The organism is Rubrivivax benzoatilyticus JA2 = ATCC BAA-35 (genome assembly GCF_000190375.1).
Lineage (GTDB): Bacteria > Pseudomonadota > Gammaproteobacteria > Burkholderiales > Burkholderiaceae_C > Rubrivivax > Rubrivivax benzoatilyticus.
Map to the genome: position 1 here is coordinate 15,887 of NZ_AEWG01000141.1, position 13,025 is coordinate 28,911.

At 70.2% G+C, this 13,025-nt stretch carries 17 protein-coding genes and 1 tRNA gene; 11 read left to right on the forward strand and 7 right to left on the reverse strand.

Annotated features, from left to right (window positions below):
• Positions 1–38 precede the first annotated feature (38 nt).
• The 11 genes from murA to RBXJA2T_RS15270 are packed head-to-tail and all read left to right on the forward strand — an operon-like array spanning position 39 to position 8,611.
• Positions 39–1,304 carry a UDP-N-acetylglucosamine 1-carboxyvinyltransferase gene (gene murA, locus RBXJA2T_RS15220; protein ID WP_009858298.1) on the forward strand — a complete coding sequence of 422 codons (1,266 nt, stop codon included), beginning with the start codon at positions 39–41 and terminating at the stop codon, positions 1,302–1,304.
• Positions 1,301–1,942 (forward strand): ATP phosphoribosyltransferase, encoded by a 642-nt coding sequence (gene hisG / locus RBXJA2T_RS15225; protein WP_009858299.1) that lies wholly within the window; start codon positions 1,301–1,303, stop codon positions 1,940–1,942. Before murA ends, hisG begins: the two co-directional genes overlap by 4 nt.
• Positions 1,939–3,258 (forward strand): histidinol dehydrogenase, encoded by a 1,320-nt coding sequence (gene hisD, locus RBXJA2T_RS15230; RefSeq protein ID WP_009858300.1) that lies wholly within the window; start codon positions 1,939–1,941, stop codon positions 3,256–3,258. The genes hisG and hisD overlap by 4 nt, the downstream gene beginning before the upstream one ends.
• A 58-nt stretch (positions 3,259–3,316) precedes the next feature.
• The gene (gene hisC / locus RBXJA2T_RS15235; RefSeq protein ID WP_029718743.1) at positions 3,317–4,405 is read left to right on the forward strand and encodes a histidinol-phosphate transaminase; all 1,089 of its coding nucleotides are present in this window, start codon (positions 3,317–3,319) and stop codon (positions 4,403–4,405) included.
• A gap of 9 nt (positions 4,406–4,414) precedes the next feature.
• The gene (gene hisB, locus RBXJA2T_RS15240) at positions 4,415–5,020 is read left to right on the forward strand and encodes an imidazoleglycerol-phosphate dehydratase HisB (RefSeq protein ID WP_009858302.1); all 606 of its coding nucleotides are present in this window, start codon (positions 4,415–4,417) and stop codon (positions 5,018–5,020) included.
• Entirely contained in the window at positions 5,017–5,658 is a 642-nt protein-coding gene (hisH, locus tag RBXJA2T_RS15245) for an imidazole glycerol phosphate synthase subunit HisH (RefSeq protein WP_009858303.1), read from the forward strand. The genes hisB and hisH overlap by 4 nt, the downstream gene beginning before the upstream one ends.
• A 37-nt stretch (positions 5,659–5,695) precedes the next feature.
• Entirely contained in the window at positions 5,696–6,442 is a 747-nt protein-coding gene (gene hisA / locus RBXJA2T_RS15250) for a 1-(5-phosphoribosyl)-5-[(5-phosphoribosylamino)methylideneamino]imidazole-4-carboxamide isomerase (protein ID WP_009858304.1), read from the forward strand.
• 33 nt (positions 6,443–6,475) lie between these two features.
• Positions 6,476–7,255: an imidazole glycerol phosphate synthase subunit HisF gene (hisF, locus tag RBXJA2T_RS15255; protein WP_009858305.1), complete on the forward strand. Its 780-nt coding sequence runs from the start codon at positions 6,476–6,478 to the stop codon at positions 7,253–7,255.
• Entirely contained in the window at positions 7,252–7,851 is a 600-nt protein-coding gene (rsmD, locus tag RBXJA2T_RS15260) for a 16S rRNA (guanine(966)-N(2))-methyltransferase RsmD (RefSeq protein WP_009858306.1), read from the forward strand. Before hisF ends, rsmD begins: the two co-directional genes overlap by 4 nt.
• A complete protein-coding gene (gene coaD, locus RBXJA2T_RS15265; protein WP_009858307.1) occupies positions 7,848–8,351 on the forward strand; it encodes a pantetheine-phosphate adenylyltransferase in 504 nt (167 codons plus the stop codon). Before rsmD ends, coaD begins: the two co-directional genes overlap by 4 nt.
• 2 nt (positions 8,352–8,353) lie before the next feature.
• Positions 8,354–8,611 carry a YfhL family 4Fe-4S dicluster ferredoxin gene (locus RBXJA2T_RS15270; RefSeq protein WP_009858308.1) on the forward strand — a complete coding sequence of 86 codons (258 nt, stop codon included), beginning with the start codon at positions 8,354–8,356 and terminating at the stop codon, positions 8,609–8,611.
• On the opposite strand, the gene RBXJA2T_RS15275 is transcribed toward RBXJA2T_RS15270, so the two are convergent.
• The 7 genes from RBXJA2T_RS15275 to RBXJA2T_RS15305 form a co-directional block, all read right to left on the reverse strand.
• Positions 8,608–8,961: a hypothetical protein gene (locus tag RBXJA2T_RS15275; protein WP_009858309.1), complete on the reverse strand. Its 354-nt coding sequence runs from the start codon at positions 8,959–8,961 to the stop codon at positions 8,608–8,610. The genes RBXJA2T_RS15270 and RBXJA2T_RS15275 overlap by 4 nt on opposite strands.
• Before the next feature lie 2 nt (positions 8,962–8,963).
• A complete protein-coding gene (gene pth, locus RBXJA2T_RS15280) occupies positions 8,964–9,605 on the reverse strand; it encodes an aminoacyl-tRNA hydrolase (RefSeq protein ID WP_009858310.1) in 642 nt (213 codons plus the stop codon).
• 93 nt (positions 9,606–9,698) lie between these two features.
• On the reverse strand, positions 9,699–10,343 hold the full coding sequence (locus RBXJA2T_RS15285) for a 50S ribosomal protein L25/general stress protein Ctc (protein ID WP_009858311.1): 645 nt from the start codon (positions 10,341–10,343) through the stop codon (positions 9,699–9,701).
• 83 nt (positions 10,344–10,426) lie between these two features.
• Positions 10,427–11,389 carry a ribose-phosphate pyrophosphokinase gene (locus tag RBXJA2T_RS15290; protein ID WP_009858312.1) on the reverse strand — a complete coding sequence of 321 codons (963 nt, stop codon included), beginning with the start codon at positions 11,387–11,389 and terminating at the stop codon, positions 10,427–10,429.
• Positions 11,390–11,439: 50 nt separating this feature from the next.
• Positions 11,440–11,516, reverse strand: a tRNA-Gln gene (locus RBXJA2T_RS15295).
• A gap of 37 nt (positions 11,517–11,553) precedes the next feature.
• A complete protein-coding gene (ispE, locus tag RBXJA2T_RS15300; protein ID WP_009858313.1) occupies positions 11,554–12,435 on the reverse strand; it encodes a 4-(cytidine 5'-diphospho)-2-C-methyl-D-erythritol kinase in 882 nt (293 codons plus the stop codon).
• Positions 12,436–12,504: 69 nt separating this feature from the next.
• Positions 12,505–13,017 carry a lipoprotein insertase outer membrane protein LolB gene (locus tag RBXJA2T_RS15305; RefSeq protein ID WP_009858314.1) on the reverse strand — a complete coding sequence of 171 codons (513 nt, stop codon included), beginning with the start codon at positions 13,015–13,017 and terminating at the stop codon, positions 12,505–12,507.
• Positions 13,018–13,025: the final 8 nt, after the last annotated feature.

The following is a 13,025-nucleotide window of genomic DNA, read 5'->3' on the forward strand; positions in this document are numbered from 1 at the left end:
CCGCCCGTCCCGTGCCGCGTGCTTTTCCGAGCACCAGCATGGACAAACTCCTGATCCGCGGCGGACGCCGCCTCCAAGGCGAGGTGGCGATCTCCGGCGCCAAGAACGCCGCGCTGCCCGAGCTCTGCGCCGCGCTGCTGTGCGCCGGGCCGCTGACGCTGGACAACGTGCCGCGCCTGCAGGACGTGGCGACGATGCTGTCGCTGCTGCGCCGCATGGGCGTCGCCGTCGAGCGCCCCGAAGACCAGCCGGCGCGCGTGACGCTCGCCGCGCCCGACGGCGTCGACCCGGTCGCGCCCTACGAGCTCGTGAAGACGATGCGCGCGTCGATCCTCGTGCTCGGCCCGCTGCTGGCGCGTTTCGGCCGCGCGACGGTGTCGCTGCCCGGCGGCTGCGCGATCGGCTCGCGCCCGGTCGACCAGCACATCAAGGGCCTGCAGGCGATGGGCGCGACGGTCAAGGTCGAACACGGCAACATCGTCGCCAGCGCCGGCCGGCTGCGCGGCGCGCGCATCACGACGGACATGATCACCGTCACCGGCACCGAGAACCTGCTGATGGCCGCGGCGCTGGCCGAGGGCGAGACGGTGCTGGAGAACGCCGCTCAGGAGCCCGAGGTCACCGACCTGGCCGAGCTGCTGATCTCGATGGGCGCGAAGATCGAAGGCCACGGCAGCGGCCGCATCCGCATCCAGGGTGTCGAGCGCCTGCACGCGCCGGCCGCGCCGCACCGCATCGTGCCCGACCGCATCGAGGCCGGCACCTTCCTCTGCGCGGTGGCCGCCGCCGGCGGCGAGGCCGTGCTGCGCGACGCGCGTGCCGAGCACCTCGACGCCGTCATCACCAAGTTGCGCGAAGCCGGCGTTGCCATCGAGTCGGGCGAGGACTGGATCCGCGTGCGTGCCGACGCGCGCCCGAAGGCGGTGAGCTTCCGCACCAGCGAGTACCCGGCCTTCCCGACCGACATGCAGGCCCAGTTCATGGCCGTCGACTGCGTCGCCGAAGGCGCGGCCAAGGTCTCGGAGACGATCTTCGAGAACCGCTTCATGCACGTCAACGAGCTGGTGCGCCTGGGCGCGCGCATCCAGGTCGACGGCCACACGGCGATGATCCAGGGCGTGCCGACGCTCTCGGGTGCCACCGTGATGGCGACCGACCTGCGCGCCTCGGCCAGCCTGGTCATCGCCGGCCTGGTGGCCGAAGGCGAGACGACGGTGGAGCGCATCTACCACCTGGACCGCGGCTACGACCGCATGGAAGCCAAGCTGCGCGCCCTCGGGGCGGACATCGAAAGAATCCGATGATCACGCTCGCACTGTCCAAGGGCCGCATCTTCGAGGACTCGCTGCCGTTGCTGGCGGCCGCCGGCATCGAGGTGCTGGAGGACCCGGAGAAGAGCCGCAAGCTGATCATCGGCACCACCCGGCCCGACGTGCGCGTCGTGCTGGTGCGCGCCAGCGACGTGCCGACCTACGTGCAGCACGGCGGCGCCGACCTCGGCGTCGCCGGCCTGGACGTGCTGCTGGAGCACGGCGACGGCCTGTACCGCCCGTTGGACCTGCGCATCGCGCGCTGCCGCATGAGCGTCGCCACGCGCGCCGACTTCGACTACGCGCACGCCGTGCGCCAGGGTGCACGCATCCGCGTCGCCACCAAGTACACCCAGATCGCGCGCCAGCACTTCGCCGCCAAGGGCGTGCACGTCGACCTGATCAAGCTCTACGGCTCGATGGAGCTGGCGCCGCTCACGGGCCTGGCCGACGCCATCGTCGACCTGGTCTCGACCGGCAGCACGCTGAAGGCCAACCAGCTCGTCGAGGTCGAGAAGATCATGGACATCTCGTCGCGCCTGGTCGTCAACCCGGCGGCGCTGAAGTTGAAGCGCGCCCCGCTGCGCGCGCTGATCGACGCCTTCGAGCAAGCCGTGGAGTCCCGCGCATGAACCCCGTTGCGATCACCCGTCTGTCTACCGCCGACGCCGGCTTCGAGGCCGGTTTCCAGCGTGTGCTGCACTGGTCGGCCGAGACCGACGCCGAGATCGAGAACCGCGTCGCCGCGATCCTCGACGACGTGCGCCAGCGCGGCGACGCCGCGGTGCTGGAGTACACGGCGCGTTTCGACCGCCTGCAGGCCGACTCGGTCGCGGCGCTGGAGATCGGCGCCGACGAACTGCGCGCCGCGCTGGCCTCGATCACGCCGGCGCAGCGCTCGGCGCTCGAGGCTGCCGCCGAACGCGTTCGTGACTACCACCAGCGCCAGCTGGACGCCTGCGGCCGCAGCTGGAGCTACCGCGACGCCGACGGCACGCTGCTGGGCCAGAAAGTCACGCCGCTGGACCGCGTCGGCATCTACGTGCCCGGCGGCAAGGCGGCCTACCCGTCGAGCGTGCTGATGAACGCCATCCCGGCCCAGGTGGCCGGTGTCGGCGAGATCGTGATGGTGGTGCCGACGCCCGGCGGCGAGCGCAACGCGCTGGTGCTGGCCGCCGCCGCGGTGGCTGGTGCCCACCGCGTCTTCACGATCGGCGGCGCCCAGGCGGTGGCCGCGCTGGCCTACGGCACGGCGACCGTGCCCCGCGTCGACAAGATCACCGGCCCGGGCAACGCCTACGTCGCCAGCGCCAAGCGCCGCGTCTTCGGCCAGGTCGGCATCGACATGATCGCCGGGCCGAGCGAGATCCTCGTGCTGGCCGACGGCACGACGCCGGCCGAGTGGGTGGCGATGGACCTGTTCAGCCAGGCCGAGCACGACGAGCTGGCGCAGAGCATCCTGCTGTGCCCGGATGCCGGCTACATCGCCGCGGTGCAGGCCGAGATCGAGCGCCTGCTGCCGGCGATGCCGCGCCAGGCGACGATCCGCGCCTCGCTCGAAGGCCGCGGCGCGCTCATCCACACGCGCTCGATGGAGGAGGCCTGCGAGATCTCCAACCGCGTCGCGCCCGAGCACCTGGAAGTCAGCTCGGCCGAACCCGGCCGCTGGGAGCCGCTGCTGCGCCACGCCGGCGCGATCTTCCTCGGCGCCTACACCAGCGAGAGCCTGGGCGACTACTGCGCCGGCCCGAACCACGTGCTGCCGACTTCGGGCACCGCGCGCTTCTCGTCGCCGCTGGGCGTCTACGACTTCCAGAAGCGCAGCAGCCTGATCGAGGTGAGCGAGGCCGGCGCCCAGGTGCTGGGCCCGATCGCCGCCGAGCTGGCCTACGGCGAAGGGCTGCAGGCCCACGCCCAGGCCGCCGAGTTCCGTCTGAAGCCCCGTTGAGCGCGGCCTGAGCTCAGCCGGTGACCGTGTCGCAGAACCCCAGGCCCGAAAGCCCGCGATGACTCCCGATCTCCCGTCCCTGATGGCGCGCGTCGTGCGCCAGGACATCCAGGGCCTGCACGCCTATGCGGTGCAGCCCTCGGCCGGCTTCGTCAAGCTGGACACGATGGAGAACCCGTTCCCGCTGCCGCCTGAGCTGCAGCAGGCGCTGGGCGAGCGTCTGGGCCGTGTGGCGATCAACCGCTACCCGGCCGAGCGCACCGAGGACCTGAAGGTGGCGCTGGCGCAGTTCGCCGGCCTGCCCGAAGGCTGCGCGCTGACGCTGGGCAACGGCTCCGACGAGCTCATCACGATGCTCAGCCTGGCCTGCGCGGTGCCGGGCGCGGTCTTCATGTCGCCGCTGCCGAGCTTCGTGATGTACGGGCTGTCGGCGGCGCTGCAGGGCGTGCGTTTCGTCGGCGTGCCGCTGGCGGCCGACTTCGAGCTCGACGAAACGGCGATGCTGGCGGCGATCGCCGAGCACCGTCCGTCGCTGCTGTACCTCGCCTATCCGAACAACCCGACCGGCAACCTCTGGGACGACGCCGTCGTCGACCGCCTGATCGCGGCGATGGGCGAAGCCGGCGGCCTGGTCGTGATGGACGAGGCCTACCAGCCCTTCGCCGCACGCGACTCGATGGCGCGCCTGGCCGCGCATCCGCACGTGCTGGTGATGCGCACGATGAGCAAGTTCGGCCTGGCCGGCGTGCGCATCGGCTACCTGATGGGCCGCAGCGCGCTGATCGCCGAGATCGACAAGCTGCGCCCGCCGTTCAACGTCAGCGTGCTCAACGCCGAGGCGGCGCTGTTCGCGCTGGAGCACGCCGACGAGTACGCGCGCCAGGCCGCCGAGATCCGCGCCCAGCGCCAGCGCCTGCACGAGGCGCTGCAGACGATGCCCGGCGTTCACGCCTGGCCGAGCGAGGCGAACATGATCCTGGCGCGTGTGCCCGACGCCGCAGCGGCCTTCGCCGGCCTCAAGTCGCGCGGCGTGCTGGTGAAGAACGTCTCGGCGCTGCACCCCTCGCTCGCCAACTGCCTGCGCCTGACCGTCGGCACCCCCGACGAGACGACCCGACTGATCGACGCGCTGCGCGCCAGCCTGTAGAAGGACGCCATGGACACCCGCAACGACGCCCGCACCGCCGAAGTCCGGCGCGACACCCGCGAAACGCGCATCCGCGTGCGCGTCGACCTCGACGGCCGCGGTGACGCCAAGCTCGCCACCGGCATCGGCTTCCTCGACCACATGCTCGACCAGGTGGCGCGCCACGGCATGATCGACCTGGAAGTCGAGTGCGAGGGCGATCTGCACATCGACGGCCACCACAGCGTCGAGGACATCGGCATCACGCTGGGGCAGGCGGTCGCGCAGGCCGTCGGCGACAAGCGCGGCATCACGCGCTACGGCCACAGCTACGTGCCGCTGGACGAGGCGCTGTCGCGTGTCGTCGTCGACTTCTCCGGCCGCCCCGGGCTGGCTTTCGACGTCAAGTTCACCGCCGGCATGATCGGCGCGCTGGACACCCAGCTCGTCTACGAGTTCTTCCAGGGCTTCGTCAACCACGCGCTGGTCACGCTGCACGTCGACAACCTGAAGGGCATCAACGCCCACCACCAGTGCGAGACGGTGTTCAAGGCCTTCGGCCGCGCGCTGCGCATGGCGCTCGCCGCCGACGAACGTGCGGCCGGCATCGTGCCGTCGACGAAAGGTTGTTTGTGAGCGTCGTCGCCGTCGTCGATTACGGGATGGGCAACCTGCGCTCGGTGTCGCAGGCGGTGATGCACGTCGCCGCTGGCACCGGGCACGAGGTCGTCGTCACCTCGCAGCCTGAGGAGGTCTTCGCCGCCGAGCGCATCGTGCTGCCGGGGCAGGGCGCGATCCGCGACTGCATGCGCGAGCTGCACGACTCCGGGCTGCTGGAGGCGGTGCTCGACGCCGCCGCGAACAAGCCGCTGATGGGCGTGTGCGTCGGCATGCAGATGCTGCTGACGCACAGCGAGGAGCAGGACACGCCCGGTCTCGGCCTGATCCCCGGCGAGGTGAAGCGTTTCCGTCTCGAAGGCCGGCTGCAGGAGGACGGCAGCCGCTTCAAGGTGCCGCAGATGGGCTGGAACCAGGTCTGGCAGCGCCCGCACGCGCTGTGGGACGGTGTGCCCGACGGCGCCTTCTTCTATTTCGTCCACAGCTACTTCGCGCAGCCCGCGGATGCCGCCCACACCGCGGGCGAAACCGACTACGGCGCGCGCTTTACCTGCGCTATCGCGCGGGATAACATTTTTGCCACCCAGTTCCACCCCGAGAAGAGCGCTGCCCACGGCCTCGCGCTGTACCGCAACTTCCTCGGCTGGAAGCCCTGATCCGTCTTTCCCCCTCCCGCCACGGCGCCGACGAGCCATGCTGCTGATCCCCGCCATCGACCTGAAGGACGGCAAGTGCGTCCGCCTCCAGCAGGGCGATATGAATGCCTCCACGACCTTCGGCGACGACCCCGCCGCGATGGCGCGCCGCTGGCTCGACGCCGGCGCACGCCGTCTGCACCTGGTCGACCTCAACGGCGCCTTCGCCGGCCGGCCGATCAACGAGGCGGCCGTCAAGGCCATCCTGCGTGAGGTCGGCGACGAGATCCCGGTGCAGCTGGGTGGCGGCATCCGCGACCTGGACACCATCGAACGCCTGCTCGACGACGGCATCAGCTACGTCATCATCGGCACCGCCGCGGTCAAGAGCCCGGGTTTCCTGAAGGACGCCTGCACGGCCTTCGGCGGCCACATCATCGTCGGCCTCGACGCCAAGGACGGCAAGGTCGCCACCGACGGCTGGAGCAAGCTCACCGGCCACGAGGTCGTCGACCTGGCGAAGAAGTTCGAGGACTACGGCGTCGAAGGCGTGATCTACACCGACATCGGCCGCGACGGCATGCTCACCGGCATCAACATCGAGGCCACCGTCAAGCTGGCGCAGGCGCTGGCTATCCCCGTCATCGCCTCGGGCGGCCTGTCGGACCTGGCGGACATCGAGCGCCTGTGCGGCGTCGAGTCCGACGGTGTCGAAGGCGTCATCTGCGGGCGCAGCATCTACACCGGCGCGCTCGACTTCGCCGCCGCGCAGGCGCGCGCCGACGAGCTCAACGGCGCCGCCTAACCTCTTTCGCGCCGCCCCTCGCCGGGCGTTCCCATGCTGGCCAAACGCATCATTCCCTGCCTGGACGTCACCGGCGGCCGGGTCGTCAAGGGCGTCAACTTCGTCGAGCTGCGCGACGCGGGCGACCCGGTCGAGATCGCCGCGCGCTACAACGAGCAGGGCGCCGACGAACTGACCTTCCTGGACATCACCGCGACCAGCGACGGCCGCGACCTGATCCTGCACATCATCGAGGCCGTGGCCTCGCAGGTCTTCATCCCGCTGACCGTCGGCGGCGGCGTGCGCAGCGTCGAGGACGTGCGCCGGCTGCTGAACGCCGGCGCCGACAAGGTGAGCTTCAACTCGGCGGCGGTGGCCAACCCGCAGGTCATCCGCGACGCGTCGGAGAAGTACGGTGCGCAGTGCATCGTCGTCGCCATCGACGCCAAGCGCCGCCAGGGCGAGGACCTCGCCGCGCGCGGCCCGGGCTGGGACGTCTACACCCACGGCGGGCGCAAGAACGTCGGCCTGGACGCCGTCGAATGGGCGCGCCGCATGGCCGAACACGGTGCCGGCGAGATCCTGCTGACCAGCATGGACCGCGACGGCACGAAGAGCGGTTTCGACCTGGAACTCACGCGCGCCGTCAGTGACGCGGTGCCGGTGCCGGTCATCGCCTCGGGCGGCGTCGGCACGCTGGAGCATCTGTCCGAAGGCATCCGCCTGGGCGGCGCCGACGCGGTGCTGGCGGCCAGCATCTTCCACTATGGCGAGTTCACCGTCGCCCAGGCCAAGGCGCTGATGGCCCGCGACGGCATCCCGGTCCGCCCGTGAAACCGCCGCAGCGCGGCCGTCCGAACGAGGTGCGGCTGATCGGCGGCGCCTGGAAGCGCAGCAAGCTGCCGGTGCCCGACCGGCCCGGTCTGCGCCCGACGCCCGACCGCGTGCGCGAGACGCTGTTCAACTGGCTGGGCCAGGACCTCACGGGCTGGCGTGTGCTCGACGCCTTCGCCGGCAGCGGCGCGCTCGGTTTCGAGGCCGCGTCGCGCGGCGCGGCCCAGGTGCTGCTGCTGGAGCAGGACGCGCAGCTCGTCGCCGGCTTCAAGGCCCATGCGCAACGGCTGGGTGCCACCGGGCTGGAGGCGCGCCGCGCCGACGCGATGGCCTGGATGGCCTCGGCCGCGCCCGCGGCCTGGGAACTGGTGCTGCTGGACCCGCCGTTCGCCGCCGGTCTGGCGCTGCCGGCGGCGCGAGCCGCCGCGCGTCTCGTCGTGCCGGGCGGCTTCGTCTATGTCGAGAGCGCCGAGCCGCTGGCAGAGCCGCCCGAGGGGTTGGAAACCTGGCGTGAAGGCCGTGCCGGCGCGGTGCACTACCGCCTGCTGCGCCGCGGCTACACTGCGCCGGTTTGCGTTACAGGACCGACGCCGTGACCACCGTCACCCCGCTGACCGCCGTCTATCCCGGCACCTTCGACCCGATGACGCTGGGCCACGAGGACTTGATGCGCCGCGGCTCGCGCCTGTTCGACCGGCTGATCCTGGCGGTGGCCGCCGGCCACCACAAGCGCACGATGTTCACGATCGAGGAGCGGCTGTCGATCGCGCGCGAGATCGCCGCACCCTACGCCAACGTCGAGGTCGTGGCCTTCCGCGGGCTGCTGCGCGATTTCGTCGTTGCTGCCGGCGCCAAGGTCGTCGTGCGCGGCCTGCGTGCGGTCAGCGACTTCGAGTACGAGTTCCAGATGGCCGGCATGAACCGCCAGCTGATGCCCGACGTCGAGACGGTGTTCATGACGCCGTCCGACCAGTACCAGTTCGTCAGCGCGACCTTCATCCGCGAGATTGCCACCCTCGGCGGCGATGTCTCCAAGTTCGTGGCACCGTCGGTGCTGAAACGACTCCAGGACCGCGTGAACCAACCGGCGGCTTGACGATGGCTTTGTGGATCACCGACGAGTGCATCAACTGCGACGTCTGCGAACCCGAGTGCCCGAACCAGGCGATCTCGATGGGCGATGAACGCTACGAGATCGACCCGCGGCGCTGCACCGAGTGCGTGGGCCATTTCGACGAGCCGCAGTGCGTGCAGGTCTGCCCGGTGGAGTGCATTCCGGTGAACCCGGAGCACGTCGAGACGCGCGAGCAGCTGCGGCTGAAGTTCCAGGCGCTGCAGGCTGGCGGCGCGCGTTAGTCGCGCCGGTTCTTCTTCTTGCGCGGCGCTTTCTTCGGCGTCTTCTTCAGCACGCTCTGCACGGCCGGCTTCTCGGGTTCGACGAAGCCGGCAGCGGCCGTCACGGCCTCGCGTTCACGTGCACGGCGCTCGTCGCGCAGCTGTTCGGCCAGCGCCATCTCGCGGCGCGCCACTTCGCGGGCGGCGGCTTCGTCGCTGGCGCTGGGGCGCTCGTCGCGCACGGTCATGGCCTCGCCGTCGTGGCAGGGGCGATCCTGCAGCAGGCGCCCGTCGGGCCCGCAGCGCCAGATGCGCTGCGCGTCGGCCGCGCCGGCCAGCGCCAACAAGGCGAGGGCGAGCGCGGCGCGCATGGTCAGGCGCCGGGCGGGACGTCCGGCGCCGGCGGCGCCTCGGGGCGCGGCGGCTTCGGCGGCTTGGGACGCGCAGGCTTGGCGTGGATCTTCTGCAGCGCGCGGTCCATCTCGCCGGCGAGCAGCAGGTCCGACGCGGCGAGCGACTGCTCGATGGCCTTGGCGATGGCCTCGCGGTGGTCCGGTGAGGGCTTCTTCAGCACCCAGTTGACGACCTCGGCGCGCACGCCGGGGTGGCCGATGCCCAGGCGCAGGCGCCAGAAGTCCAGCGTGCCGAGCTGGCTGTGGATGTCCTTCAGGCCGTTGTGGCCGGCGGCGCTGCCGCCGAGCTTGATCTTGGCCTCGCCGGGCTGCAGGTCGAGCTCGTCGTGCACGACGAGGATCTCGTTCGGTGCGATCTTGAAGAAACGCGCCAGCGTCGCGACCGAGAACCCGGAGCGGTTCATGTAGGTCATCGGCTCGAGCAGCCAGACCGGGCCGTGCGGCGTGTTCACACGTGCGGCCAGCGCCTGGTAGCCGCGTTCGGGCACGAGGCGTGCGCCGAGCTTGTCGGCCAGCGCCTCCAGCCACCAGAAGCCCGCGTTGTGGCGCGTGGCCTCGTACTCAGGGCCCGGGTTGCCCAGGCCGACGAACAGACGAATCATGGTCGAGGATTATCCGGAGCCCGGAAACGACAAGGCCCCACCGAGGTGGGGCCCCAAACGGTGTGCGCAGCCGGCGCGAGGCCGGCCGGGGCATCACTTCTTGTTCTGCTTCTCGTCCTTCTTGCCCTTGCCCTTGCCCTTTTCGGGCGCGGCCACCGGGGCGACGATCACTTCTTCCTCGGCCTTCGGCATCGTGACGGCGACGATCGCCGGGTTCAGCGTGCCGTGGCGCACGGCCTTGATGCCGGCCGGCAGCTTCAGGTCGTTGAGGTGCAGGCTCTGGTTCTTCACCAGGCCCGACAGGTCGATCGTCACGAACTCGGGCAGCTGCGAGGCCAGGCACTCGATCTCGATTTCGGTGGCGACGTGGCTGACCAGGCACTTGTCGGTCTTCACCGCCGGCGAGTTCTCTTCGCCTTCGAAGTGCAGCGGCACCTTCTTGCGCAGGCGGGTCGTCTCGTCGACGCGCTGGAAGTCCACGTGCATGACGATCGGCTTCCAGGCGTGCATCTGGAAGTCGCGCAGCAGAACCTTCTCGACCTTGCCGGCCAGTTCCATCTCGAGGATCGAGGAGTGGAAGGCTTCCTTCTTCAGCGCGAAGAAGAGGGCGTTGTGATCGAGCTCGATCATCTTCGGCTCGCCGGCACCGTAGACGATGCCCGGAACCTTGGCGGCGTTGCGCAGGCGGCGGCTCGCTCCGGTCCCCTGGACGCTACGCTCGTAAGCAGTGAATTTCATGTGGACTCCACAGTTGCGAAAAAGGGGCCCGCGACCAGGCCCCAAAAAGGAAAAGGGCTCGCGAAGCGAGCCCGCTTTCCGAATCAGAAATTACTGTTCTGCTCGGCGAACAGCGAGGTCACCGACTCGCCGTCGCTGATGCGGCGGATCGTCTCGGCGAACAGGAACGCGACGCTGAGCTGGCGGATCTTCGGGCAGGCCTTGGCTTCCGGGCTCATCGGGATCGTGTTCGTGATGACGACCTCGTCGATCTGCGAATTCTTGATGCGCTCGACGGCCGGGCCGGAGAACACCGGGTGCGTGCAGTAGGCGTAGACGCTCTTGGCGCCGCGTTCCTTCAGCACCTCGGCGGCCTTCACCAGCGTGCCGGCGGTGTCGATCATGTCGTCCATGATCACGCAGTTGCGGCCGTCGATCTCGCCGATGATGTGCATCACCTCGGAGACGTTGGCGGCGGGGCGGCGCTTGTCGATGATCGCCAGGTCGCAGCCGAGCTGCTTGGCCAGCGCGCGGGCACGGACCACGCCGCCGACGTCCGGCGACACGACGACCAGGTCCTTGTAGGCCTTGCTCTTCAGGTCCGACAGCAGCACCGGGCTGGCGTAGATGTTGTCGACCGGGATGTCGAAGAAGCCCTGGATCTGGTCGGCGTGCAGATCCATCGTCAGCAGGCGCTCGACGCCCACCGTCTCGAGCAGGTTGGCGACGACCTTGGCGCTGATCGGCACCCGCGTGCTGCGCGGGCGGCGGTCCTGGCGGGCATAGCCGAAGTACGGGATCACGGCGGTGATGCGGCGAGCGCTGGCGCGCTTCAACGCATCGACCATGATCAGGAACTCCATCAGGTTCTCGTTGGTCGGGCTGCAGGTCGGCTGCACGACGAAGACGTCGCGGGCACGCACGTTCTGCCGGATCTCGACCGTGACCTCGCCGTCGGAGAAGCGACCCACCGAAGCCCGCCCGAGCTCGACGCTCAGATGCGTGGCAATTTCCTGCGCCAGCACCGGGTTCGCGTTGCCGGTGAAGAGCACGGTATTGAACAGCACGATGGGGATCTCCGGGAGCGCTGACGGCGACGCGCCGTCAGAGAGAATTTTGGCAGGGGAGGAAGGACTCGAACCCTCGCATGTCGGAATCAAAATCCGATGCCTTAACCAACTTGGCGACTCCCCTACACAGGACCCGGCTAGGCCGCGCCCTTGAAACCGTCTCAGTCACGAGCCCAGCCGACCAGCGGATGATGCTCCAGACTGCGGCACATCCGTCCGACCCAACCTTCCGGAAGCTCGGCTTCCGAAAATGTCGCCAGGGGTCGATCGCCTGTGCCAGCTCTCGCGAAGACTGCGCTGCCTGAGCCCGTCATGCGGCTGTTGCCGTAACGTTGCTCGAGGAAACCCAGGGCTTGCGCCACATCGTTGCATCGGTCCTGCGCGGGGGGTTGCATGTCGTTGCAACCGTATCCTGCACTGAATTCCGCGACAACTTTGTCCTCTGCGGGAGAGCCCAAGACTATAGCAGATGTATCCCGTTTGAGAAGGGGGTGTTCGAAGATTTCTTTCGTGGAGAGGCCTTGCACGGGCTTCACGACCGCGTACCACTGGCGCGGCAGCTCGATCGGCGTGAGCTTTTCGCCGATGCCTTCGACGAAGGCGTTGCGGCCGCCGACGAAGAACGGCACGTCGGCGCCCAGCGTCGCGCCCAGCGCCAGCAGGCGCTCGCGCGGCCAGTCCAGGCCCCACAGGCGGTTCAGCGCCAGCAGCACGGTCGCGGCGTCGGAGCTGCCGCCGCCCATCCCGGCGCCGGCCGGCAGCTGTTTGGCGATCGAGATGTCGACGCCCAGCGTCGTGCCGCTGGCCGCCTGCAGCGCGCGCGCGGCACGCAGGCAGAGATCGTCGGACGGCAGCGCCACGCCGAGGTCGTGGCGGGCGATCCGGCCGTCGTCGCGGCGCTCGAAGTGCAGCGTGTCGGCCCAGTCGATCAGCACGAACGGCGACTGCAGCAGGTGGTAGCCGTCGGCGCGGCGGCCGACGATGTGCAGGAACAGGTTCAGCTTGGCCGGGGCCGGGACGTCGAGCAGCGATCGCAAGGTCATGGGTCGCGACTCTAAGCCGTCGCCCGTCCGGTCACGCTTGCGCCGAGCCAAGCGCGCCTCGGTCCGGGTTCATTCCGGCGCTTGCTCCAGCCGCACGCGCACCAGCACCGGCGGCGGTGCCGCACGCGAGGCCTCGACCCAGCCGTCGTCGCGCCGCGCGAGGTCGATCGTCCAGCCCAGCTGATCGAAGCCACGTGCCGTCGGCTGCGACGCGGCGCCGGGCCAGGGCCGGCCGGCCAGCCAGTCGGGCAGGGCGGCCAGCGGCAGCGCCTCGCCGAGCGCCTCGCGCGAGAGCTCGTCCAGCCCGGCGTAGCGTGTGCTGCCCTCGGCGGCGGTCAGCACCGCCTCGCCTGGCGCCCAGCGCGCGGTGGCGACGATGCTGCCCAGCGGCGAGGTCAGGCGCAGCTCGCCGCGCTCGCCGTCGCCCTGCAGCTCGAATCCGCTGGCCAGGCGGCGCAGCGGCGCGTCGGCGGGGCGCACCTCGACCGACAGCTTGCCGGCCACCCAGCCGCCAGCGTTGTGCGGCACCGTCGTGCAGCCGGCCAGCGCGAGGGCCGCGGCCGCGAGCAGCGCGCGCTTCATGCGGCCGC